The organism is Rhizobacter sp. P2_G4, assembly GCF_056403575.1.
Genome location: NZ_JBFUFG010000020.1, coordinates 12,957 through 37,783, shown reverse-complemented (window position 1 = coordinate 37,783; position 24,827 = coordinate 12,957). Strand labels below are relative to the sequence as shown.

At 62.4% G+C, this 24,827-nt stretch carries 20 protein-coding genes and 1 tRNA gene; 19 read left to right on the top strand and 2 right to left on the bottom strand.

Annotation, left to right across the window (positions count from 1 at the left end):
- The 16 genes from AC1DYS_RS31625 to AC1DYS_RS31550 form a co-directional block, all read left to right on the top strand.
- A partial coding sequence (locus AC1DYS_RS31625; protein WP_477905969.1) for a hypothetical protein occupies nucleotides 1-871 on the top strand: 871 nt, incomplete at its 5' end.
- Between the two features lie 102 nt (nucleotides 872-973).
- A complete protein-coding gene (locus AC1DYS_RS31620; RefSeq protein WP_477905968.1) occupies nucleotides 974-2,239 on the top strand; it encodes a TIGR03862 family flavoprotein in 1,266 nt (421 codons plus the stop codon).
- Nucleotides 2,232-2,975, top strand: a complete 744-nt coding sequence (locus tag AC1DYS_RS31615) for a lipase secretion chaperone (protein ID WP_477905967.1) — start codon at nucleotides 2,232-2,234, stop codon at nucleotides 2,973-2,975. The genes AC1DYS_RS31620 and AC1DYS_RS31615 overlap by 8 nt, the downstream gene beginning before the upstream one ends.
- 82 nt (nucleotides 2,976-3,057) lie before the next feature.
- Nucleotides 3,058-5,397, top strand: coding sequence for a Tex family protein (locus AC1DYS_RS31610; protein WP_477905965.1), 2,340 nt, complete (start codon nucleotides 3,058-3,060; stop codon nucleotides 5,395-5,397).
- Between the two features lie 78 nt (nucleotides 5,398-5,475).
- A complete protein-coding gene (locus tag AC1DYS_RS31605) occupies nucleotides 5,476-6,558 on the top strand; it encodes a patatin-like phospholipase family protein (protein WP_477905963.1) in 1,083 nt (360 codons plus the stop codon).
- 62 nt (nucleotides 6,559-6,620) lie between these two features.
- Nucleotides 6,621-7,355: an aquaporin Z gene (gene aqpZ, locus AC1DYS_RS31600; protein ID WP_477905961.1), complete on the top strand. Its 735-nt coding sequence runs from the start codon at nucleotides 6,621-6,623 to the stop codon at nucleotides 7,353-7,355.
- Nucleotides 7,356-7,512: 157 nt separating this feature from the next.
- Nucleotides 7,513-9,432, top strand: coding sequence for a threonine--tRNA ligase (gene thrS / locus AC1DYS_RS31595; RefSeq protein WP_477905960.1), 1,920 nt, complete (start codon nucleotides 7,513-7,515; stop codon nucleotides 9,430-9,432).
- A 78-nt stretch (nucleotides 9,433-9,510) separates the two neighbouring features.
- Complete coding sequence (gene infC, locus AC1DYS_RS31590; RefSeq protein ID WP_082000701.1) at nucleotides 9,511-10,062, top strand: translation initiation factor IF-3; 552 nt, start codon at nucleotides 9,511-9,513, stop codon at nucleotides 10,060-10,062.
- Between the two features lie 117 nt (nucleotides 10,063-10,179).
- Entirely contained in the window at nucleotides 10,180-10,383 is a 204-nt protein-coding gene (rpmI, locus tag AC1DYS_RS31585; RefSeq protein WP_047484615.1) for a 50S ribosomal protein L35, read from the top strand.
- Nucleotides 10,384-10,421: 38 nt separating this feature from the next.
- Nucleotides 10,422-10,778 carry a 50S ribosomal protein L20 gene (rplT, locus tag AC1DYS_RS31580; protein WP_477905957.1) on the top strand — a complete coding sequence of 119 codons (357 nt, stop codon included), beginning with the start codon at nucleotides 10,422-10,424 and terminating at the stop codon, nucleotides 10,776-10,778.
- A 137-nt stretch (nucleotides 10,779-10,915) separates the two neighbouring features.
- Nucleotides 10,916-11,959, top strand: coding sequence for a phenylalanine--tRNA ligase subunit alpha (pheS, locus tag AC1DYS_RS31575; protein WP_477905955.1), 1,044 nt, complete (start codon nucleotides 10,916-10,918; stop codon nucleotides 11,957-11,959).
- Nucleotides 11,960-11,974: 15 nt separating this feature from the next.
- The gene (pheT, locus tag AC1DYS_RS31570) at nucleotides 11,975-14,392 is read left to right on the top strand and encodes a phenylalanine--tRNA ligase subunit beta (protein WP_477905953.1); all 2,418 of its coding nucleotides are present in this window, start codon (nucleotides 11,975-11,977) and stop codon (nucleotides 14,390-14,392) included.
- Between the two features lie 15 nt (nucleotides 14,393-14,407).
- A complete protein-coding gene (locus tag AC1DYS_RS31565; RefSeq protein ID WP_052197175.1) occupies nucleotides 14,408-14,779 on the top strand; it encodes an integration host factor subunit alpha in 372 nt (123 codons plus the stop codon).
- 259 nt (nucleotides 14,780-15,038) lie between these two features.
- Nucleotides 15,039-15,302: a hypothetical protein gene (locus AC1DYS_RS31560; protein WP_477905950.1), complete on the top strand. Its 264-nt coding sequence runs from the start codon at nucleotides 15,039-15,041 to the stop codon at nucleotides 15,300-15,302.
- 173 nt (nucleotides 15,303-15,475) lie between these two features.
- Nucleotides 15,476-15,919 (top strand): MerR family transcriptional regulator, encoded by a 444-nt coding sequence (locus AC1DYS_RS31555; protein ID WP_477905948.1) that lies wholly within the window; start codon nucleotides 15,476-15,478, stop codon nucleotides 15,917-15,919.
- A gap of 42 nt (nucleotides 15,920-15,961) precedes the next feature.
- Nucleotides 15,962-16,038, top strand: a tRNA-Pro gene (locus AC1DYS_RS31550).
- 111 nt (nucleotides 16,039-16,149) lie between these two features.
- On the opposite strand, the gene AC1DYS_RS31545 is transcribed toward AC1DYS_RS31550, so the two are convergent.
- Entirely contained in the window at nucleotides 16,150-18,354 is a 2,205-nt protein-coding gene (locus AC1DYS_RS31545; RefSeq protein WP_477905946.1) for a sodium-translocating pyrophosphatase, read from the bottom strand.
- Between the two features lie 227 nt (nucleotides 18,355-18,581).
- On the opposite strand from AC1DYS_RS31545, the gene ppa reads away from it, so the two are divergent.
- On the top strand, nucleotides 18,582-19,109 hold the full coding sequence (gene ppa, locus AC1DYS_RS31540) for an inorganic diphosphatase (RefSeq protein WP_477905944.1): 528 nt from the start codon (nucleotides 18,582-18,584) through the stop codon (nucleotides 19,107-19,109).
- A gap of 135 nt (nucleotides 19,110-19,244) precedes the next feature.
- Entirely contained in the window at nucleotides 19,245-21,965 is a 2,721-nt protein-coding gene (locus AC1DYS_RS31535) for a M16 family metallopeptidase (RefSeq protein ID WP_477905942.1), read from the top strand.
- Here the strand turns inward: AC1DYS_RS31535 and AC1DYS_RS31530 are convergent.
- Nucleotides 21,955-23,124: a GNAT family N-acetyltransferase gene (locus tag AC1DYS_RS31530; RefSeq protein WP_477905940.1), complete on the bottom strand. Its 1,170-nt coding sequence runs from the start codon at nucleotides 23,122-23,124 to the stop codon at nucleotides 21,955-21,957. The two genes, AC1DYS_RS31535 and AC1DYS_RS31530, sit on opposite strands and share 11 nt — an antisense overlap.
- Between AC1DYS_RS31530 and AC1DYS_RS31525 the strand changes: the two genes are divergently transcribed.
- Complete coding sequence (locus tag AC1DYS_RS31525; RefSeq protein ID WP_477905938.1) at nucleotides 23,125-24,798, top strand: NAD+ synthase; 1,674 nt, start codon at nucleotides 23,125-23,127, stop codon at nucleotides 24,796-24,798.
- The last annotated feature ends 29 nt before the right edge of the window (nucleotides 24,799-24,827 follow it).

Here is a 24,827-nt window from a genome sequence, read left to right as displayed (position 1 = left end):
CAAGTACAAGGTGCAGATCGTCTCCAAGATCACGCTCGGATTGGCGGGGCTCGGGGTCAGCATCGGCTTGCTGGCCGGAGGCGTGGTGTCGTTTGGTGCCAGCTCCATCCCTGGCATCGTGGGCATGGTCAAGTCGGTGGCCTCCGTCGGCTCGCAGCTGAAATCAGCGTACGAAGAGATCGAGACCAGCCAGAAGCGGCTGGAGAAGAACCTCAAGATCATCGAAGAGCGGTTCATCGGTGCGCGCGGACAGTTCACCAAGACCGGCAAGGCGCAGGAAGTGGGCGTGACGCTCTTTGCGCAGTTTCTCGGAACCACCGGCCCGTTCGCGATCGTGCCCAACATCAAGGAGAGCGTGAGTGCGCTCGATGTCATCAAGAAGAAGCTGGTGGGCGTGGATGTCAACACGCACGACGCCGCCAAGGACCTGAACAAGATTCTCGAGAGCCTCGACACAGCGAGGAAGAAGTTCCTCGATGACGTCGACAAGAAGCTCTCCAAGGTGCCGGGCCCGAAGGCCAAGGCAGACACCAAGCAGATTCGTGATGCGCTGGACAAGGAGCTGTCTCCCTTCATCTCGAAGGTCGAAGAAGCGCTCAAGAAGATTGTCGAGTTCCAGAATCGGCTCAAGACGGCCGAGCCGCGCGTCAAGGTGGCCGACGTGCGAGTCACCGAACTCACCAAACTCAAGGGCGTGGGCTGGAAGGTCTTCGAGAACGGCTTGGTGTTCAGCGACCTGGTGCTGTCTTTCGCAGACCCGGGGCAGTACGCCAAGGTGTCGGAGACCTTGGCGGGCGTGCTGTCCGCAGCCGGCGGGTTGGCAGCGGACAAGATCACCAAGAGGGTTTTCGAAGGTACCTTTCTGGAGTGATCGGTCTGCGGCTCGCCTGAATGGCGAAGCTGCACTGACCATGTCACAGGGCAGGAGCAACTCGCTCGCGGACAATGCGAGCCCACTGCCTCTGAATGTGACATGACCTCAGCTCCTACTTCGCCCTGCGTTGCCATCGTGGGTGGCGGCCCTGCAGGCTTGATGGCGGCCGAAATACTGGCCGCAGGCGGCGTGCAGGTCGATCTGTACGACGGCATGCCATCGGTTGGCCGGAAGTTCCTGCTGGCCGGCAAGGGTGGCCTCAACCTCACGCACAGCGAATCGCTGGATCAGTTCCTGCCGCGCTACGGCTCGCGCCGTGCCGACGTGGCGCAGTGGCTGCAAGCCTTCGACCCGCAGCAGTTGCGCGAGTGGGTACATGGCCTGGGCGTTAGCACGTTTGTCGGCTCGTCAGGGCGTGTGTTCCCGACCGACATGAAGGCCGCGCCGCTGTTGCGCGCTTGGCTGCACCGGCTGCGCGTGAGCGGCGTGCGCTTTCACATGCGCCACCGTTTGCTGGGATGGGCCGATGGAGGGGGTACGGCGTTGCGCTTCGGATCGCCATTGGGGGAGCGAAGCGTCGCGGCCGACGCAGTGATCCTGGCGCTGGGCGGCGCGAGTTGGTCGCGCCTCGGGTCAGACGGTGCCTGGGTGCCGTGGCTGCAGCAGCGCGGTGCCGACGTTGCGCCGCTGCAGCCTTCGAACTGCGGCTTCGACATTGGCTGGTCAGAGCACTTTCGCAGCCGCTACGCCGGAGAGCCGTTGAAGTCGGTGGCGCTGTCTGTCGACGGGTCTGATGGCACACCATTTCATCAGGTCGGCGAGTTCGTTGCGACTGAGACGGGCGTTGAAGGCAGCTTGGTCTATGCGGCTTCAACCTTGCTGCGTGACCAGATCACCGCGCAGGGCAGTGCGACCCTGCACGTCGACCTGCTGCCTGCACGCAGCGAAGAGTGGGTGCGCGATGAGCTGGCGCGCCCGCGCGGGCCGCGTTCGCTGTCGACGCACCTGAAGAGCCGGCTTGGCCTGCATGGCGTCAAGGCCGGCCTGCTGTACGAAGTGGTGCCGCGCGATGAGATGGCTGACCCGCTTCGACTGGCGAGCTTCATCAAGGCTCTGCCTTTGCGCCTGGTCGCGGCGCGGCCTATCGACGAGGCGATCAGCAGCGCCGGCGGCGTGCGCCTGGAGTCGATGGACGAGGCCTTGATGTTGAAGGCATCGCCGGGCGTGTTCTGTGCCGGCGAAATGCTGGACTGGGAAGCCCCGACCGGCGGGTACCTGATGACGGCCTGCCTCGCCAGTGGTCGCGTGGCAGCGGCCGGCGCGTTGCGCTGGCTGGCCTCGTCCCGTGAGGACGGGCGTGCTTGATGTGCTGAAAGGCCGGGTCGGTGCGCTGCTGTGTGTAGCGGCCGTCTTGGCTGTGCTGGCTCAGTGGGGCAGCGGCCCAGGCCCGGACGAAGTGAAGGCACCCGGACCAAGCGCTTCCGCTGTCGTGCAGAGCCAAGCGAGCTCTGCTGTAGCGAGCAACGACAAGGGCCTGGTCGAGATCGACATGCTGGGAACCAAGCTCGACGCCGCGCGGCTTTTCGATCTCGGGTTTGCCGGAGGGTTGACCATCGACCGCGACACCCGCGCCGCGCTGGAGGCGCTGTCGATCGCCATGCCGGCCGAGGCTTCGGACGGTGACATGCAGAAACTCGAGTCCACGCTGCGCAAGGGTTTGCCGCCAGAGGATGCAGAGAAGGCGATCAAGCTCTTTCACAACTACCGCGACTACCAGGCCGACATGAAGCTCGAGCTGCCGTCGCTCGGCGCTCCCGGGTCGCCAGAGGCCAGCGACGCCTACTTCGACCGCGTGGTGCAAGTCCAGCGCAAGCACTTCGATGAGGCGACGGCGAAAGCGCTGTTCGGGCAGGACATGCAAAACGCACGACTGGGTTCGCTGGCCGGCATCATCAACCGCGACTCGGGTCTGAGCCCGGCCCAGCGCAAGGAGCAGCTCGACGCCTTGCGCGCGCTGTTGCCCGCCGACCAGCGAGACTTGATTCCAGATGTGGATACGGCCGCGCCCATCATCATCGATACGGAACCCGTGAAGCGCTGATCTCCCTGGGCGCTGGGGCGTCAAATGACCGTGTGGCAAACTTCGCCGCTTTCCTTTTCCGCTCGGCCACGGGCTCCTCGCTTTGAACAAGATCCTTCTGCAATTGGCTGCCGAACTGAAGGTTCGCCCGGCCCAGGTGAATGCAGCCGTGGAGCTGCTGGACGGTGGCGCAACGGTGCCCTTCATTGCCCGTTACCGCAAAGAGGCCACCGACAACCTCGACGACACGCAACTGCGTGATCTCGAATCCCGGCTTGGTTATCTGCGCGAGCTTGAAGATCGGCGCGCAGCGGTGCTCAAGAGCATCGATGAGCAAGGCAAGCTGACGCCCGAGTTGCGGGCGGCGGTGGAAACTGCGCCCACCAAGCAGGAACTCGAAGACATCTACCTGCCGTTCAAGCCACGCCGCCGCACCAAGGGCATGATCGCGCGCGAAGCGGGTCTCGAGCCCTTGGCCGACAAGCTGTTTGCCGACCCGACCCTTGTGCCGATGGATGAGGCTGTTGCCTTCATCAATGCCGAAGGTGGCTTTGCCGACGCGCTGGCCGTGCTCGATGGCGTGCGCGACTTGTTGAGCGAGCGCTGGGCCGAAGACGCCGCGCTGGTGGGCAAGCTGCGCGAGTGGCTGTGGGACGAAGGGCTCCTGCGCTCCAAGCTGATGGATGGCAAGGACGAGAACAACCCCGACATCTCAAAGTTTCGCGACTACTTCGACTACGACGAGCCGATCAACCGCGTGCCGTCGCACCGTGCGCTGGCGGTGTTCCGTGGCCGCACGCAAGAGTTTCTCGACGCCAAGCTGGTGCTCGATGAAGAGCTGGTGCCGGGGCAGCCGTCGAAGGCGGAAGGCCGCATTGCCATCCACCTCGGCTGGAGCCACGCCAAGCGCCCGGCCGATGACTTGATCCGCAAGACCGTCGCCTGGACCTGGAAAGTGAAGCTGAGCCTGAGCCTGGAGCGCGATCTGTTCAGCCGCCTGCGTGAAGAGGCCGAGAAAGTGGCGATCAAGGTGTTCGCCGAAAACCTGCGCGACCTGTTGCTCGCCGCGCCGGCTGGCCCGCGCGTGGTGATGGGGCTGGACCCTGGCATCCGCACGGGCGTGAAGGTGGCGGTGGTCGATGCCACCGGCAAGGTGCTGGACACGAACACCGTGTACCCGCACGAGCCGCGCAAGGATTGGGAAGGCTCGATCCACACACTGGGCCGCCTGTGCGCGACACACGGCGTGAACCTGATCGCGATCGGCAATGGCACCGCCAGCCGCGAGACGGACAAGCTGGCGTCGGACCTCATCAAGCGCATCCAGCAGTTGGCGCCTGGAACTCACATCGAGAAGGTGGTTGTCAGCGAAGCCGGCGCATCGGTGTATTCGGCGAGCGAGTTTGCTAGCAAGGAATTGCCCGAGCTCGACGTGAGCCTGCGCGGCGCGGTGAGCATCGCCCGCCGCCTGCAGGATCCGCTCGCCGAACTGGTGAAGATCGACCCGAAGAGCATCGGCGTCGGCCAGTACCAGCACGACGTGAACCAGAGCGACCTGGCCAAGAGTCTGGACGTGGTGATCGAAGACTGCGTGAACTCGGTGGGCGTGGACTTGAACACCGCATCGGCACCTTTGTTGGCCCGCGTGTCGGGCCTGAGCACGGCGGTGGCGGGCAGCATCGTGCGCTGGCGCGATGCGAACGGCGCGTTCCGCAACCGTCAACAGTTGCTCGAGGTGAGCGGCCTGGGTGCCAAGACCTTCGAGCAGAGTGCCGGCTTTCTGCGCATTCGCAACGGCGACAACCCGCTTGACCAATCGGGCGTGCACCCGGAAACCTATCCGGTGGTCGAGAAGATCCTGAAGACGGTGGCCAAGCCGGCCGCCGAGGTGATGGGGCGCAGCGACGTGTTGCGCGCGCTCAAACCCGATGCCTTTGCCGACGACAAGTTCGGCGCCATCACGGTGAAAGACATCTTCGCCGAGCTGGAAAAGCCGGGCCGCGACCCACGGCCTGACTTCAAGGTTGCGCGCTTCAACGACGGCGTGGAAGACCTGAAAGACTTGCAGCCCGGCATGACGCTCGAAGGCACGGTGAGCAACGTGGCGCAGTTTGGCGCCTTCATCGACCTGGGCGTTCACCAAGACGGCCTGGTGCACGTGAGTCAGCTCAGCAACAAGTTCGTCAACGATGCGCGCGAGGTGGTGAAGACCGGCGATATCGTGAAGGTGAAGGTGCTGGAAGTCGACATGGCCCGCAAGCGCATCTCGCTCACGATGAAGCTCGATGCGGCTGTGGCGCCGCGCGGCGAGCGGGGCGACAACAGCTATCGCCCGCCGGCCCGCGGCGAACGCTCTGGCGGCGCACCACGCGCCCCCGCCGCCCAGCCGCAAGGCTCTTCAGCAATGGCGGCCGCGTTCGCGAAGCTGCAAACCAAGCGTTGAGATGACGCTTCGCCGTGGCTTTGCTCCCGCCGCCGGCGCGTGCCATCGGGCCTGGGGCGGCCCGGCACCGGGTTGACCATGAAAGCCCTGCAGGTCCATGCCGGCCCGCGTGCGCTCAAGGCGTTGCGCGAGCAGGGCCTTCGACCGCAGGACGTGCGGGCCGTTCCAGGCGCGGCTGGTGGGCCAAAGGGACTGGTGCTCAGCCCGCTCGACCAGTTCATCTTTGGTGAGTGGTTCGCTGCCAACCCAGAGCCGGTTCACCTGATCGGCGCGTCGATCGGTGCGTGGCGCATGGCGACGGCGTGCCTGAGCGATACCAAGCAGGCGTTTGCCCGCATGGCTGACGACTACATCCGCCAGGAGTACGAGCACAAGGAAGGCAAGCTGCCCGTGCCTGCCGTCGTGAGCCGGGTCTTCGGGGCCAAGCTGGCTGAGCATTTCGCCGGGCGCGAGTCGGAGTTGCTGAACCATCCACGTTTTCGGCTGCATGTGTTCACCAGCCGAGGTCGGCATGTGTTGCGGCGCGAAGGCAAACGGCTGTCCAAGCTGACCACGCCGCTGGGGTACCTGGGTGCGTTTGCGACCAATGTCCTCAGCCGCAAGGCCATGGGTGCGTGGCTCGAGCGCGTGGTCTTTTCCGACCCGCGTGATCCGCTGCCACTGCATCTGCATGACTACCGCACGCACACGGCGACGCTGAATCTCGGCAATCTGCAGCCGAGCATCCTGGCGAGCTGCTCGATACCGTTCTGGCTCGACCCGGTGCACGACATCCCTGGAGCGCCGCGCGGTGCGTACTGGGACGGGGGCATCACCGACTACCACCTGCACCTGAACTACGCCTCGATGCGCGAGGGGCTGGTGCTGTATCCGCATTTCCAGAAGACCGTGATTCCCGGTTGGCTCGACAAGGCACTGAAGCATCGCCATCGGGCAAGCGTGCACCTCGACAACGTCGTGGTGGTGTCGCCCACACCCGAATGGATCAAGACGCTGCCCAACGCCAAGTTGCCGGACCGCGCTGACTTCAAGCACTACGGGGACGACGTGCCGGCGCGTGTGGCTGCCTGGTCGCGCGCCGTGGCCGAAAGCCAGCGCCTGAGCGATGAGTTCGCAGCGCTCGTGGGCCGAGCTCAATCGATCGAGGCACAACCGCTCTAGGCCTTGACGCGCCTTGAACTGCGTGGGCCAATAGCCGGCCTAACAACAAGCAGAGGGTGCATATGAATTTGACCAAACGCGCAGTGGCCGAGTTGCTCGGTACGTTCTGGCTGGTTCTCGGTGGTTGCGGCAGCGCCGTGCTGGCCGCGGCCTTTCCCAATGTCGGCATCGGCCTGCTCGGCGTGTCTTTCGCATTCGGGCTCACGGTGCTGACGATGGCCTTCACCATCGGTCATATCTCGGGTTGCCACCTGAACCCCGCCGTATCGATCGGGCTTGTGGCCGGTGGCCGCTTCAAGGCCGCTGACCTGCCTGCCTACATCATTGCGCAGGTGATCGGCGCGGTGGCCGCAGCCGTGGTGCTGTATTTCATCGCCAGCGGCAAGGCAGGCTTCAGCTTGGCGGGTGGCCTCGCCTCCAATGGCTACGACGCGCATTCACCGGGCGGCTATTCCATGGCGGCCGGCTTCGTGACAGAGGTGGTGCTGACCGCGTTCTTTCTGCTGATCATCATGGGCGCGACCGACAAGCGGGCTCCGGCCGGCTTCGCACCCATCGCCATCGGGCTGGCGCTGACGCTCATCCACCTGATCAGCATCCCTGTGACCAACACCTCAGTGAACCCGGCACGCAGTACCGGGCCAGCGCTCATCGTGGGCGATTGGGCGCTGTCGCAACTCTGGATGTTCTGGGTCGCGCCCATCATCGGCGCAGTGATTGGTGGGGTGCTGTACCGCTGGCTGGGCGAAGAAAAAGCGTTGAGCCCGAGCCCCGCTGTTTTACAATCCACGGTTTAAACGAGCAAGAGCGAGAAGGGCACCATGGTTATGACACCGCGAACTACGACCAGGCAGGTACAGCTCTAGTCGGCCGCGGCTCCGTCACGTCTCATCTCGTCATCTCTCGAAAGCGCGGCTCACCCCCGCGCTTTTTTGTTTCTGGAGTTTTCTCATCATGATTTCTGTTCAGTTGCCCGACGGTTCCAAGCGTGAGTTCGAAGGCCCGGTCTCCGTGGCCGAAGTGGCTGCGTCGATCGGCACAGGTCTCGCCAAGGCGGCGCTTGCAGGGCGCATAGGGCAGGGCGCTGAAGCGCGCGTCGTCGACACGAGCTACCGCATTGAGCACGACACGCCGCTCGCCATCGTCACCGACAAGGATGCGGACGGGTTGGACGTCATCCGCCACTCCACGGCGCACCTGCTGGCCTATGCGGTGAAGGAGCTCTTCCCTGAAGCCCAGGTGACCATCGGCCCGGTGATCGAGAACGGCTTTTTCTACGACTTTTCGTACAAGCGCCCGTTCACGCCCGAAGACCTGACGGCCATCGAAGCCAAGATGACCGAACTCGCCAAGAAGGACGAGCGCGTCGAGCGGCGCGTGCTGCCGCGCGACGAGGCCGTGGCGTACTTCAAGAGTCTGGGCGAGCACTACAAGGCGGAGATCATTGCCAGCATCCCGGCGAACGAAGATGTGTCGCTGTACCGTGAAGGCAAGTTCGAAGACCTGTGCCGTGGCCCACACGTGCCGAGTACCGGCAAGCTGCGGCATTTCAAGCTGATGAAGGTGGCCGGCGCATATTGGCGTGGTGATCACCGCAACGAGATGCTGCAGCGGATCTACGGCACCGCCTGGGCGACGAAGGAAGAGCTGGCTCAGCATCTGCACATGCTCGAAGAAGCCGAGAAGCGTGACCACCGCAAGCTGGGCCGCGAACTCGATCTGTTCCACATGGAGGAAACAGCGCCAGGCCTGGTGTTTTGGCACCCCAAGGGCTGGGCGGTGTGGCAGCAGGTGGAGCAGTACATGCGCGCCGTGTACCGTGACAACGGCTATCAGGAGGTCAAGGGACCGCAGATCCTGGACAAGGGTTTATGGGAGAAGACCGGCCACTGGGACAACTACCGCGACAACATGTTCACGACAGAGTCGGAAAAGCGCGAGTACGCGCTCAAGCCGATGAACTGTCCGGGCCATGTGCTCATCTTCAAATCCGCTCTGCGAAGCTACCGCGAGCTGCCGCTGCGCTACGGCGAATTTGGCCAATGCCACCGCAATGAGCCGAGCGGCGCATTGCACGGGATCATGCGTGTGCGCGGCTTCACGCAAGACGACGGTCACATCTTCTGCACCGAGGACATGATCCTCGATGAGTGCGTGGCGTACACAGCCCTGCTTCAGAAGGTCTACAAGGACTTCGGCTTCACCGAGATCATCTACAAGGTGGCTACGCGTCCCGAAAAACGCGTCGGCTCCGATGCGCTGTGGGACAAGGCCGAGTACGCCGTGATGGAGGCKCTGCGCAAGTCAGGCTGCGAATTCATCGTCTCTCCCGGTGACGGCGCCTTCTACGGTCCGAAGATCGAGTACACGCTGAAAGATGCCCTGGGTCGGCAGTGGCAGTGCGGCACGATGCAGGTCGACTTCAACACCGCCGAACGGCTGGGCGGCGAGTACGTCACGGAGACTAGCGCCAAAGCCTACCCAGTCATGCTGCACCGCGCCATCGTGGGGAGCCTAGAGCGTTTTATCGGTATCCTGATCGAGCAGCACGCTGGTGCGTTGCCTACCTGGCTGGCTCCTGTGCATGCCGTGGTGATGAATATCACCGACGACCAGGCCGAATACGCCCGGGAAGTCGCGAAATCGCTTCAAAAACAAGGGCTTAGAGTTGAATGCGATTTGCGCAACGAGAAAATAACTCGTAAAATCCGGGAGCATTCAATGCAAAAGGTCCCGTTCCTCTTGGTCGTGGGTGACAAGGAGAAGGCAAATGGGGCCGTTGCCGTGCGCGCTCGTGGCAACCAAGACCTCGGAGTGATGCCTCTGGACGACTTCCAAACGAAGATCGCCAGCGACATTTCCAATCGCGTTTGACGAGAGGTCTGACTGCCGGGCACGTGTTTGACTGTTTTTGGATTCTCTTGCCTTGGAGTCCACTGAAGGATTTGAACTATCGCTACTTTTGCTGACCGCCGTACTCCCAATGTGGAGCGCAAGCACCGCCTCAACCGCGAAATCATGGCGCCGGAAGTCCGGCTCAATGGCGTAGACAACGAACCGCTGGGTATCGTGTCGACGCAAGAAGCCTTGCGAATGGCGGGTGAACTGGACGTGGATCTGGTCGAGATCGCAGCCCAGGCTGATCCGCCTGTGTGCCGCTTGATGGACTACGGCAAGTTCAAGTATCAGGAGCAGAAGCGGGCAGCAGAAGCCAAGTCGAAGCAGAAGGTCATCGAAATCAAGGAAGTCAAATTCCGCCCGGGTACGGACGAAGGCGACTATCAGATCAAGATGCGCAACCTGCGGCGCTTCATTGAAGAAGACGGCGACAAGGGCAAGGTCACGCTTCGCTACCGCGGCCGTGAGATCACGCACCAAGACATTGGGATGCGCTTGCTTGAACGGATTCGCGATGACCTGGCAGATTGCGCAGTGGTCGAGAACATGCCGAAGCTCGAAGGGCGCCAGATGATCATGGTGCTGGGCCCGAAGAAGCGACAGTGATTTGAAGAGTTCAATGCTCTGGTTTGGTCACCGGAGTGTTGCTAGAAGCCTCTGCAGGCTTACAAGACCGCAAGTCGTTTTGCGGGCGCCTGCAGGAGCAATTTAAAAGGAGCAGTCATGCCCAAAATGAAGACCAAGAGCAGCGCTAAAAAGCGCTTTCGCGTCCGTCCGGGTGGCACTGTCAAACGCGGTCAAGCGTTCAAGCGCCACATCCTGACCAAGAAGTCGACGAAGAACAAGCGCCAGCTCCGCGGGGCTGTTGCCGTTCACGAGACGAACATGGGCAGCATTGCGCAAATGCTGCCTTTCGCTGGTCTCTGACCCGCGGTCTCCCAGTTACTTCTTAGAAGGGAAAAGACATGCCTCGCGTAAAACGTGGTGTTACCGCACGTGCTCGTCACAAAAAAGTTCTCGCACTCGCCAAGGGTTACYGCGGCCGCCGCAAGAACGTCTTCCGCATCGCCAAACAAGCGGTCATGCGCGCTGGGCAATACGCCTACCGCGATCGCCGCACGAAGAAGCGTGTGTTCCGTCAGCTCTGGATTGCCCGTATCAACGCGGCGAGCCGGGGCCTGGGTGTCACCTACAGCAAATTCATGGCTGGCTTGAAGAAAGCCAACATCGACATCGACCGCAAGGTTCTTGCCGACATGGCCGTGAATGATCCTGCCGCTTTTGGCAGCATCGTCGAGAAGGTGAAGGCCCAGCTCGCTTGAATGCCGTGACCGCGCCGAGGCAGTACCGCTCGGCGCCACAGCAAGTCCTTGGTCGGTTTCGACTGGCCAGGGCAAGCTCTCAAAGGCCGACCTTTTGTTCGGCCTTTTTTATTGTCCAAAGATAAATCACTGAACCGATGAACGACCTCGATCAACTGGTGCTAGCCGCGCAGGCAGACTTCGCGCAAGCAGGTGCACCCGCCGATCTGGAGAACGCCAAGGCACGCTACCTCGGCAAATCCGGGCGTGTGACTGAGTTGCTCAAGGGCTTGTCGGCTTTGCAGCCCGAAGAAAAAAAAGCCCGTGGCGCTGACATCAATGCGGCCAAGCAGCAGGTCGAGGCTGCGCTCAATGCGCGCCGCCAAGCCTTGGCCGATGCCGAGTTGGAGACGCAGCTCAAAGCCGAATCGCTTGATGTCACGCTCCCTGGCCGCAGACGCGGCAGCAGCGGCATGCACCCGATCACGCGCACGATGGAGCGCATCGAGGCCATCTTCGGTTCCATGGGTTTCGATGTGGCCGACGGCCCCGAAATTGAGACCGATTGGTACAGCTTCACGGCGCTTAACAACCCCGAGAACCACCCTGCGCGCTCGATGCAGGACACGTTCTATGTCGACATGAAAGACGCCGAAGGTGGTTGGCTCAATCTGCGGCCCCACAMCTCGCCCATGCAGGTGCGCTACGCCCGCGAGCACGCACGCAGGTACGCTGACCAAGCGAACATGCCAGACATTCGGGTGATCGTGCCGGGCCGCACTTACCGGGTAGACAGCGACGCCACGCATTCGCCGATGTTCCACCAGGTCGAAGGTCTCTGGGTCGGCGAGAATGTCAGCTTCAAGGACCTGAAATCGATGTACCTCGATTTCATTCAGGCGTTCTTCGAAACCACCGACCTCAAGCTGCGTTTTCGCCCGAGCTACTTCCCATTCACCGAGCCGAGCGCCGAGATCGACATCATGTTCGAGAGCGGCCCGCTCACGGGGCGCTGGCTCGAAGTGTCGGGTTCAGGTCAAGTGCATCCGCAAGTCATTCGCAACATGGGGCTGGACCCGGAGCGCTACATCGGCTTCGCGTTCGGCTCGGGTATCGACCGTCTTGCCATGCTGCGCTACGGTGTGAGTGACCTTCGCTTGTTCTTTGATGGCGACTTGCGTTTTCTTTCCCAGTTTCAATAAGCGAAGCACGACGAGATGCAATTCCCAGAGTCCTGGTTGCGCGAGTTCTGCAACCCACCCCTGACCACCGTCCAGTTGGCCGATCTGCTGACGATGTCCGGCATGGAGGTCGAAGAGCTTCGACCCGTCGCGCCGTCTTTCAGTCACGTTCTTGTCGGTGAAGTGCTCGAAGTTGCTCGCCATCCGAATGCCGACCGGCTCAATGTCTGCCAAGTCAACATCGGCTCTGGCCCGGTGCTAAACATCGTTTGCGGCGCGCCGAACGTGCGCCCAGGCATCAAAGTGCCGTGTGCTTTGGTTGGCGCGCAGCTGCCGCCGGCGGAAGAGGGCGGAGCCCCGTTCGAGATCAAACTGGGTGAGCTTCGTGGCGTGAAGAGCGAAGGTATGTTGTGCTCCGCCCGAGAACTCAAGTTGTCCGACGAGCACGGCGGCCTGTTAATCCTGTCGTCGGATGCGGCGGTGGGAATGTCGATCAGAGAGCATCTGAAGCTCGACGACACGCTCTTCACGCTCAAGCTGACGCCCAACTTAGCGCACTGCCTCAGCGTGTATGGCGTTGCACGCGAAGTGTCTGCCTTGACGGGCACACCGCTCTTGCAACCGCAGTTCCCGACGGCAACGACCGTTCACACGGACAAGGTGCAAGTCCGCGTCGAGGCGCCCGAACTCTGCGGCCGTTTCTCTGGCCGCATCATCCGCAACGTCAATACCAAGGCTGCCACGCCTGCTTGGATGGTCGACCGGTTGGCCCGTTGCGGTCAGCGTTCGGTCACTGCGTTGGTGGACATTTCGAACTACGTGATGTTCGAATACGGCCGCCCGTCGCACATCTTCGATCTCGACAAGATCCACGGTGGTCTCGTGGTTCGTTGGGGGCGGGAAGGAGAAGCGCTCAAGCTGCTGAACGGCAACACCATCGACCTCGATGCGAACGTCGGCGTGATCGCAGATGACCAGGCCGTGGAATCGCTTGCCGGCATCATGGGTGGCGATGCGACCGCGGTGTCCGACGATACCCGCAACGTCTACGTCGAAGCTGCCTTCTGGTGGCCGCAGGCAGTGGCTGGTCGATCGCGCCGCTACAACTTCAGCACAGACGCCGGGCACCGGTTCGAGCGCGGTGTCGATCCGGCGTTGACGGTTGAGCACATCGAACGCATCACCCAACTCATCCTCGACATTTGTGGCGGTGAACCCTCGGTGATGGATGATCAGGTCGTCAAGCTGCCGCAGAAGGCTCCGGTTGCTATGCGAGTCGACCGTGCGGCCAAGGTGATCGGCATGCCAGTYACCCAATCTCAGTGCCTCGGTGTTCTGCAACGATTGGGCTTGCAGGTGAGCGAGGCACCGGGCTTGCTGACCGTCACGCCACCGAGCTGGCGTTTCGATCTGCAGATCGAGGAAGACCTGATCGAAGAAGTAATCCGAGTGCTGGGCTACCAGAATCTGCCGGACACGGCGCCGTTAGCGCCTGTGCAGGCGCGAGTCCGCAGCGAGGCGAGCCGCGGCCTGCATTCGCTTCGCCATGAGCTGGCCGGCCTTGATTACCAGGAGACGATCAACTTCAGTTTCGTTGAGGAGCGCTGGGAGCGCGAGCTCGCCGGCAATGAGCAGCCCATTCGCGTGCTGAATCCGATCGCCAGTCCACTGTCGGTAATGCGCTCCAGCTTGCTCGGGAGTTTGGTCTCGGTGCTGCGCTTCAATCTCGCGCGCAAGGCAACGCGCGTTCGCGTGTTCGAAATCGGCCGTGTGTTCAAACGCGATGCCGAGGTGAGCGATGGCGCGTTCAGCGTGGCGGGCATCGCCCAGCCGATGCGTATCGCCGGCCTTGCCTACGGCAGTGCAGATGAGGTGCAGTGGGCTGTCAAGGAGCGTGCGGTCGACTTTTTCGACGTCAAGGGCGACATCGAAGCGTTGCTCGCGCCGCGCAAGGTTTGCTTTGTTCCCGCTGAGCACCCGGCTTTGCACCCCGGCCGTTCTGCGCGCATCGAAGTCGATGGTCGCTTGATCGGCTTTGTCGGCGAATTGCACCCGCGCTGGCGTCAAGGCTACGAACTGCCCCTGGCGCCGATCGTCTTCGAATTGGAGGCCGATGCGTTGCAACAGCGTGACTTGCCGGCCTTCCAGCCGATTCCACGACAGCAATCAGCGTGGCGTGATATTGCGGTCATCGCTGGAGAGCATGTCACGCACGACGCCCTGATCGATACTGTCAAATCGGCGCAAGCGAGCTTGATCCGTTCCGTCAGACTCTTTGATGTCTACAAGCCTCCGGCAGCTTCATCCGACATGGCTGCAGGTGAGCGCAGCCTTGCCATTCGCCTGGAGGTGCTCGATGACACGGCGACGTTGACGGATGAACGCATCGAATCTGTCAAGGCAGTGGTGCTGAGTGCGCTTCAGACCCGGCTCGGCGTACGCCTGCGTGGTTGAAACAGAAACAGCCGAATGACCACCACTCCACCTGACAAAGCTCCCGACCGCGTGATGTTGCTTCCGACGCTGGAGACGCCTACGCTGACCAAGGCGGAACTGGCCGAGTTGCTGTTTGAGCGCCTCGGTCTCAACAAGCGTGAATCCAAGGACATGGTCGAAGCCTTCTTCGACATCATCCACAGCACTTTGGTGGCGGGAGACGATGTCAAGATGTCCGGCTTCGGGAACTTCAATATCCGGCGCAAGGCCCCCCGGCCTGGCCGTAACCCCCGAACCGGCGAAGCCATTCCGATAAAGGCTCGCAATGTGGTCACGTTCCACGCGAGCCACAAGCTCAAGGGCGTTGTTCAGGGTGATATCCCTGCCGGGGACGACTTCGAGTGAAGTCGTCTTGGTCGAAGCCCGCGTTCAGCGGGCTTTTTTCTGCCTGTCTTTTCGATGGCCGCTGACAAGTCTCTAGCGGCAAAATCGATGGGAGCACAAGCTCGCCCACACAACCGCTTCTGCGTATGAGTGGCGGAGATTACTATGACGACCCAATCGACCATAGGGAGTGTCTTGGTTCAGCGAAACACGTGGCGGAACTGTGGGCCGAAGATGCTGATCCGATCCAAGTAATCAGCCGTCGAATCAAGGAAAAGTGATGGTGACAAAGAGTCTGAAAATCGCCGCCGGGATTGTCTTTGGCCTTTGCATCCTGATTGCCGTGGGTGTTTTTTGGACGCGGTATGCAGCTCAGAAGACGCAGCAAGAGACAGAACAACAGGCGAAGCAGGCAGCCATGGAGCGTCGGGCTTTGAATCAGGAAGAGATGAGGAAAGACTTCATGCGGCAGATGCAGAACAAAGAAGAAAAGCAAGCTGCCGCTCGCCGCGCCGCGTCTGCAGCCAGTCAATCGAGTCGGTAAGAGCCTCAGCGGCTCAGCAAAGCGCTTCGAGGGCAGAATGCGCCTCGTCCCGAGGCGTTTTGGCATGTTGGGGCGCCCCCGCAGATGGGCGGGAACAAATTGCCCACGCAATCAAGTGGAAAAGAACGACTTCGAGTAAAGTCTAGCTTTCTCTCCCAATCTTATTGATTTAAATGGAGAAAGCGCTTCCCGCCATCCCTGCCAAACGCTACTTCACCATCGGCGAAGTCAGCGATTTGTGCGGCGTGAAGCCGTACGTTCTGCGCTATTGGGAGCAGGAGTTCACCCAGCTCAAACCCATGAAGCGGCGCGGCAACCGCCGTTACTACCAGCACCATGAAGTGCTGTTGATTCGCCGAATCCGTGAACTGCTGTACGAGCAGGGCTTCACCATCAGTGGCGCCCGTAACAGGCTTACGGAACTGATCCACGTACGACCTGACGTGTCCGGTTTGCCAGACAAAGAGCCTGATGGCATCGATTCGGCCGATGAGTTGGTAACCGATGGGATGGGCCAGACGGAAGAACTGCCAGTCGCCGAAGTCATAACGACTGAGGTGTCGATGGTCCAAATGCGTCAGGAATTGATCTCCATTCGCGGACTGCTCGTCGTCTGATCCGACGGCGGTGTTTTACACGCTATACTGCGCGGCTTACGTCGGGGTGTAGCGCAGCCTGGTAGCGCACTTGMMTGGGGKGCAAGGGGTCGCRRGTTCGAATCCCGCCACCCCGACCATTGATCAGTGAAAGCCCGGTACCGAAAGGTGCTGGGCTTTTCGCTTTGTGCGTTCTGCTGTGGAACGCACGAGAGGCACCTCCTTAGATGCCCCTCTTGCAGAACGAAGCTCTACTTGGTGACGCTGGCAGCTGAAGCGGCCGCGTCCGGTGTAGGCGAAGCCATCGCGGAGGCCGCAGGAGCAACGCTCATCGCAGGCTCTGAGGCGACAACTGCTGCGGGCGCTGGCGCCGCATGTGTCGTGGTCGCACTGCCTATCGGCAACAGCGGCACGATCAGCAACGCGACGATGTTGATGATCTTGATCAGCGGGTTGACCGCAGGGCCTGCGGTGTCCTTGTAGGGATCACCCACGGTGTCGCCGGTCACTGCTGCCTTGTGAGCCTCGGAGCCTTTGCCACCATGGTGGCCGTCTTCGATGTATTTCTTGGCGTTGTCCCAGGCGCCACCGCCGGTGCACATCGAGATCGCGACGAACAGGCCGGTGACGATGGTGCCCATCAGCAGCCCACCCAAGGCCGCCGGCCCGAGCAGCAGGCCCACCACGATGGGCACAACCACCGGCAACAGGCTGGGGACGATCATTTCCTTGATCGCGGCCGTGGTCAACATGTCGACGGCCCTGCCGTATTCCGGCTTGCCTGTGCCTTCCATGATGCCCTTGATGTCTCGGAATTGGCGGCGCACTTCTTCCACCACCGCACCCGCGGCGCGGCCTACGGCCTCCATCGCCATCGCGCCGAAGAGGTAGGGGATCAGCCCGCCGATGAACAGACCGACGATGACCTTGGGCTCGCTCAGATCGAAGCTGGTGCTGATGCCTCGGCCTTGCAAGGAATGGGTGTAGTCAGCGAACAGCACCAGTGCGGCGAGACCTGCCGAGCCAATCGCATAGCCCTTGGTCACGGCCTTGGTGGTGTTGCCCACGGCGTCGAGTGGGTCCGTGACGTCGCGCACGCTCTTCGGCAGCTCGGCCATCTCGGCGATGCCGCCGGCGTTGTCTGTGATGGGGCCATAGGCATCGAGCGCCACGACGATGCCCGCCATGCTGAGCATGGACGTGGCCGCGATGGCGATGCCGAAGAGGCCGGCCAGCTGATAAGCGACGAGGATAGCGATGCACACGAAGATCACCGGCCAGGCCGTCGAACGCATCGAGACGCCCAGGCCCGCAATGATGTTCGTGCCGTGCCCGGTGGTCGATGCCTGTGCGATGTGCTGCACCGGTTTGTACTGCGTGCCGGTGTAGTACTCGGTGATCCACACCATGGCAGCAGTCAGCACGAGGCCGACGATGCAAGTGCCGAACAGCGCCATGGCCGACACTGAACGGCCATCGCTCAGCGTGAGAGCCTGTGGGAACAACGTCGTGGTGACGAAGTAGAAAGCGATCAGCGACAACACGCCCGCAACCGCCAAGCCCTTGTACAACGCCGGCATCACGTTCTTCATGCCCGGCGATGCCTTCACGAAGCTGCAGCCGATGATCGACGCGATGATGGACACACCGCCCAGCAGCAGCGGGTAGATCACTGCACTGAGCAGGCTGCTGCCGCTGACCATCAGTGCACCCAGCGACATGGTGGCGATCAGCGTGACTGCATAGGTCTCGAACAAGTCGGCGGCCATGCCGGCGCAGTCGCCGACGTTGTCACCTACGTTGTCGGCAATCACGGCAGGGTTGCGCGGGTCGTCTTCAGGGATGCCGGCTTCGACCTTGCCCACCAGGTCGGCACCGACGTCGGCGCCCTTGGTGAAGATGCCGCCGCCAAGCCGCGCAAAGATCGAGATCAGCGAGGCACCGAACGCAAAGCCGAGCAAAGGCTTGAGCGCTTTCGGCAACTCGGCGGTTACTGTTGCATTGCCCGTGAGGTAGAGGAAGAAGAGGGTCACGCCCAACAAGCCCAGGCCGACCACCAGCATGCCGGTGATTGCGCCGCCTTTGAATGCGACGTTCAAGGCCGGGCCGATGCCTTGCGTGGCTGCTTCTGCGGTGCGAACGTTGGCCTTGACCGAGACATTCATGCCGATGAAACCGCAAGCGCCCGACAGCACGGCGCCGAGCACGAAGCCAACCGCGCTGATCGGGTCGATGAAGATGCCGATGAGAATCGCCAGCACCACGCCGACGAGGGCGATGGTCTTGTACTGGCGGGCGAGATAGGCGGCGGCGCCTTGCTGAATGGCAGAAGCGATCTCCTGCATACGCGCATTGCCTGCGCTCTGGCGCAGGATCCAGCTTCGCTGCACGAAGCCATACAGGACAGCGGCAATACCGCAGGCAAGCGCAAAGTACAGCGCCAAGTTCGTCGACATCGGTGGGTCTCCTCGTTTCGGTGGTTAACGCGTTGAGAGGCAAGCCCGCCGCTATTTCACCCGGTGCAGGTTCGGGCGGGTCAGCGGGGCATGCTACGGGAAGGCCTTGGACATGGCAACGAACCGCGCATGGTGTTTTCCATCGGTCGGCGGCGCGCAAAACAAGCGGCGGGCCATCGCAAGATGCGCAGGTAAACTTGGGGTATTCCCGCGCAAACCGAGAGACCATGAGCCTTCACAAAGTGACCCCAGGCGCCAAGGCGCCAGACCAGTTCAACGTGATCATCGAGATTCCGATGAATGCCGATCCCATCAAGTACGAAGTCGACAAAGAGAGCGGCGTGCTGTTCGTCGACCGCTTCATGACGACGGCGATGCATTACCCCTGCAACTACGGCTATGTGCCGCAGACGCTGTCCGACGACGGCGACCCAGTCGATGTGCTCGTGATCACGCCGTTCCCCTTGTCGCCCGGTGTCGTGGTGACCTGCCGCCCCATCGGCGTGCTGAAGATGGAAGACGAAGCCGGCGGCGACAGCAAGCTGCTTGCCGTGCCCATCGACAAGGTCCTGCCGATCTACACGCACTGGCAGAAGCCGGAAGACATCAACCAGATGCGCTTGAAAGCCATCCAGCATTTCTTCGAGCACTACAAAGACCTCGAAGCCGGCAAGTGGGTCAAGGTCACGGGCTGGGAAGGCCCGGAGTCGGCCAAGGAAGAGATCCGCGCCGGTATGGCCGCCTACAAGCCCTGAGCTGAGCGCAGGCTGAATGAACAAGGGGGGCTTCGGCTTCCCTTTGTTTTTGGCTCGGCCATTCAGAGAGCGCGTTGGAACTCACCACCGAATAGGCGGCTCTACACTGCCTCTCTTTGCTTCCGTGAGCTGTTCATGATGCGTCGATTTCTCTGTGTGGCCTCTGCGCTTGTCACCGTGTTGTTCGTCCAAGTCGCGCCCGCACAGAGCCTTCCGGCCGGCTTGACGCAGGTCAGGTCGGTCGAAGGCATCACCGAATACCGCCTTGGGAACGGCCTGCAACTTCTGTTGATCCCGGACAACGCCAAGCCGAGCACCACGGTCAACATGACCTACCACGTCGGCTCCCGCTACGAGAACTACGGTGAGACCGGCATGGCGCACCTGCTCGAGCACATGCTCTTCAAGGGCACGCCGAAGCACCGCAATGTGCAGGGCGAATTCACCAAGCGTGGTTTCGCGTACAACGGCAGCACGTGGTTCGACCGCACCAACTACTTCGCCAGCTTCTCAACCAATGACGAGAACCTGAAGTGGTACCTCGATTGGCAGGCCGATGCGATGGTCAACAGCCTCATCGCACGCAAGGACCTCGACAGCGAGATGACGGTCGTGCGCAACGAGATGGAGATGGGCGAGAACAGCCCCGATCGCATCCTCTTCGAGAAGACGCTGGCCACCATGTACCAGTGGCACAACTATGGCAAGAACACCATCGGCGCGCGTGCCGACGTGGAGAACGTCGACATCCCGCGCTTGCAGGCCTTTTATCGTCAGTACTACCAGCCCGACAACGCCACGCTGATCGTCGCTGGCAAGTTCGAGCCGTCCAAGGTCCTGGCTTGGGTGGCGCAGTCGTTCGGCAAGATCAAGAAACCGACCCGCAAACTGCCTGTGCAGTACACGCTCGACCCGGTGCAGGATGGCGAGCGCAGCGTTACGCTGCGGCGCGACGGGGGTGTGCCCCTGTTGCTGGCGGGTTACCACGTGCCGCCAGCGGCCCACCCCGACTTCGCAGCCATCGAGGTGATCGACCTCGTCATGGGTGACACACCGGCCGGTCGACTGCACAAGCGCCTGACGGCCAAGCAACTCGCCGCCGGTACCTACGCATTTGCCCAGGGCCTCGCCGAGCCCGGCTTCACGCTGTTCGGGGCGCAACTCTCGCCGGGCCAGGATGTCGAAGCGGCACGCAAGGAGATGCTGGACACGATCGAATCGGTGGCTCGTGAGCCGATCACCGATGAAGAACTTAAGCGGGCGCAGGCGCAGTGGGCCAAGAGCTGGGAACAGGCCTTCACCAATCCCGAAACCGTGGGTGTCGCGCTGAGTGAATCGGTAGCCCAAGGCGACTGGCGTCTCTTCTTCCTGATCCGTGATCGCGTGCGCGACCTCAAGCTGGCCGATGTGCAACGCGTGGCCGAGCTGCGCCTGCTGGCGTCTAACCGCACGCTGGGCATCTACCTGCCGACGGACAAGCCGGCGCGCGCGCCGGTGCCGGCGAAAGTCGACATCGCTGCTGAGTTGAAGGAGTTCAAGCCACAGGCCGCGGCTGCGGCGGTTGATGCGTTCGATGCCACGCCGGCCAACATTGACCGGTTGACGCAGCGCTTCACCGTGGGCGGGCTCAAGGCAGCCGTTCTTCCCAAGGGGGCCCGCGGCTCAGCGGTTCAGGCAACCTTGACGCTGCGTTTCGGTGACGAGAAATCACTCTTTGGCCAGGGCGAAGTCCCCGACATGGTGGCGGCGTTGCTGGACAAGGGAACGACCACGCTGTCTCGGCAGCAGATTCAGGATCGCCTGGATCAGTTGAAGACCCAGATGCGTGTGAGCGGTGGGCCGGGGCGTGTGAGCATCAGCCTGTCGTCCCGCAAGGAGCACCTGCCGGAGGCCATCGCGCTGATCGGCGACTTGCTGCGCAACCCGGTCTTTCCGGCGGATGCGCTCGATGAGCTCAAGCGTCAAGTCTCTGCCGACGTCGAGCAGCAACGCAAGGAACCGGAGGCCGTTGCCGACAACGCGATTTCCCGTTTGGCCAATCCATACCCGAAGGGCGACGTGCGCTACGTCAGCACGTTCGACGAGACGCTGAGCGACGTGGCCGCTGTGACCGGCGATCAGCTCCGGGCCTTCCACAAGCGCTTCTACGGGGCGAGCCGCGCCGAATTCGGCGCGGCCGGCGACATGGACGTGGCGGCCGTGCGCGGCGCGCTGGAGAAAGCGTTCGGCAACTGGAGCGGCAGCGAGCCCTACACGCGCGTGCCGCAGCCATTGCTGCCGATCAAGCCGCAGCGCCTCGTGCTCGCCACGCCCGACAAGCAGAACGCGACCTTGCTCACGCGCCAGAGCGTGCCGCTCTCAGACACAGACGCCGATTACCCGGCGTTGTCGATGGCGAACTTTCTGCTGGGCAGCGGCGGGCAGTCACGCCTGTGGAAACGCATCCGTGAGAGCGAGGGCCTGTCTTACGAGGTCTACAGCACGGTCAGCTGGAACAGCCATGAGCCGCACTCCGTGTGGCAGGCCGGTGCCATCTTCGCGCCGCAGAACCTGGCTAAGGTGGAGAAGGCCTTCAAGGAAGAGCTGGCGCGCGCGATCAAGGACGGATTCACGGCCCAGGAATTGGCCGAAGGCAAGCGCGGGCTGCTGGCCTTCCGCAAACTGTCGCGTGCTCAAGACCGCAATCTGGCTGGCGGCTTGGCGAACAACCTCGACTTGGAGCGTACGTTTGCTGTGTCGCAGCGTGTCGACGATGCGCTGAGCCAGCTGACGCTGGAACAGGTCAACGCCGCGCTGCGAACCTATGTCAAGCCTGATAGTTTCGTGAGCGCAGTGGCTGGCGACTTCAAGCCTTGAACGGGCGGCGTTCGTTCAATTCGTCGAGGTAGCTCTCGACGCCTTCACCTTCGCGCTCGAGAAAGTCGGCCACGGCCTGCGCAAACTGCGGATGCGCGAGCCAGTGCGCCGACCAGGTTTGCACCGGCAGCAGGCCGCGCGCCATCTTGTGTTCGCCCTGAGCGCCGCCCTCAAAGCGCTTGTAGCCGTGGTCGATGCACCAGGCCAGCGGCTGGTAGTAGCAGGCTTCGAAGTGCAGGCAAGAGATGTGTTCCACCGCACCCCAGTAGCGGCCGTAGGCGTTGCCGCGCTTGGGGTCGATGGCGATCAGCGACGCGGCGACGCGTTCGCCGTCTTTCCACGCCACGGACAGCAGCCAGTTCTCGGGCATGGTGTTGGCCATGCGGGAGAAGAAGTCGCGCGTGAGGTAGGGCGATGAGTGGTGCGCGCGGTAGGTGAGGGTGTAGCAGCGGTAGAAGAAGTCCCAGTCTTCCTGGCTGATCTGCTCGCCTTGGTGGGTGGTGAAGCTCACGCCGGCCTCGAGTACGCGGCGACGCTCCTGCTGGATCTTCTTGCGCTTCTCGCGCTGCAGGCTGGCAAGAAAGTCGGTGAAGTCTGCGTACGCCTGCGGTTCGCGATTCACCCAGTGGAATTGCACCGTGCTGCGCATCATCCAGCCGGCCGTGCGCGCAGCTTGCTGATCACTGTCGTCGAGAAACAGCACGTGGGCCGATGACAGCCGGGCCTGCTGGGCGAACTGCTTCATCGCTTCCAGGAGCGCGATGCGGGCTGATGCGTCGCGTGCCAAGAGGCGTGGCCCGGGCACAGGCGTGAAGGGCACGGCGCCCAGCAGTTTCGGGTAGTAGTCCAGGCCGTGACGCTGGTAGGCATCGGCCCAGGCCCAGTCGAACACGTATTCGCCGTAGGAATGGGCCTTGATGTAGAGCGGGCACGCGGCGAGCAGTTGGTCGCCCTCATGGATCACGAGGAACTGCGGCGCCCAGCCGCTCTTTTCGACAGCGCTCTTCGACTCGTGCATGGCCAGGAGGTACTCATGGCGCATGAACGGTGTGGCGCTGGCCTGTGCATCGAGCAACGCGTTCCACTGCGTCGCATCCACTTGAGCCGGGTGGTCGAGAACCCGAATGACATAATCGTTTGAGCCTTTTTCTACTCGCATATGTCATCAAAACCAAGGGTCAAGGTCGCACTCGCGCAGATCAATGCCACGGTGGGCGATCTGGCCGGCAACGCCCGCAAGATCATCGAATTTTCGCGGCGGGCGCACGAAGAAGGCGCTCGCGTCGTGCTCACACCCGAGTTGGGTTTGTGCGGCTATCCGCCCGAAGATCTTTTGCTGCGCCCGGCGTTCATGCTGGCCTGCGAGCAGGCCTTGGCCGATTGCGCCAAGGCGCTGGCCGATCTGCCGGGCTTGCATGTGGTGGTTGGGCATCCGCATCAGTGGGGTGAGCGAGGCGATGTTAGGTCGAAGTCGCATGCCGTGCAGCAGCGCTACAACGCGGCCTCAGTGCTGACAGGGGGGCGCGTCACGGCCACCTACTGCAAGCGCGAACTGCCCAACTATCAGGTGTTCGACGAGCGGCGCTATTTCGCCTCGGGCCGCGACGCAGGGCAGGGTGCCGTGATCTTCGAAGTGGATGGTCTGAAGTTCGGGCTGAACATCTGTGAGGACGCCTGGTTCGACGAGCCGGCGAGGGCGGCCAAGGCGGCTGGCGCCGAGGTGTTGTGCGTGATCAATGCGTCGCCTTTCCATCTCGGCAAGGTGGTGGAGCGTGAGGAGCGCATGGCGGCGCGGGCGCGTGATGTCGGCATGCCGCTGCTGTACGCACACCTGACAGGTGGGCAGGACGAGGTGGTGTTCGACGGTGCATCGTTTGCGATGGACGCGGACGGGCGGGTGGCGGCGCGCTCGCCATTCTTCGAGGAAGCGTTGACGGTGGTTGAGGTCGGACTCGATGGGTTGAGTGGGCCGGTGGCGCCCATCCCCGAGATCGAAGCCCAGGCCTGGGGTGCGCTGGTAACGGGCGTTCGCGACTACATCGGCAAGAACGGTTTTCCCGGCATCTTGCTCGGCCTGAGCGGGGGCATCGACTCGGCGCTGGTGCTGGCGGTCGCGGTGGATGCACTGGGTGCCGATCGCGTGCGCACCGTGATGATGCCGTCGCCATACACGGCAGACATTTCATGGATCGATGCGCGGGACATGGCGCAGCGTCTCGGTGTGCGCTACGACGAGATTTCGATCGTGCCCGAGTTCGATGCCTTCAAGCAAAGCCTCGCGGCGGAATTCGCCGGCCTGCCGGAGGACGCCACCGAAGAGAACATCCAGGCGCGCATTCGTGGCACCTTGCTGATGGCCCTGTCGAACAAGTTCGGCTCCATCGTGCTGACCACGGGTAACAAGAGCGAGATGGCCACCGGCTACTGCACGCTCTACGGCGACATGGCCGGTGGGTTCGCCGTGATCAAGGACGTGGCCAAGACGCTGGTCTACCGCTTGGCAACCTGGAAGAACGCCCAGGGCGCAGAAGTGATCCCCGAGCGCATCATCACGCGGCCCCCTTCCGCCGAGTTGCGGCCCGACCAGAAAGACCAGGACAGCCTGCCGCCGTACGAAGTGCTGGATGGCATCCTGCAGCGCTACATGGAAGACGATCAGGGCATCGAGGAGATCATCGCGGCCGGATTTGCACCTGCAGACGTCGAGCGGGTCACGCGCCTCATCAAGATCAATGAGTACAAGCGCCGGCAAGCGCCGATCGGCATCCGGATCACCCACCGCGCTTTCGGTAGGGATTGGCGCTACCCCATCACTTCGAAGTTCCGCGCTTAAACTACCATCATCTAATTGCCTTGGAGACC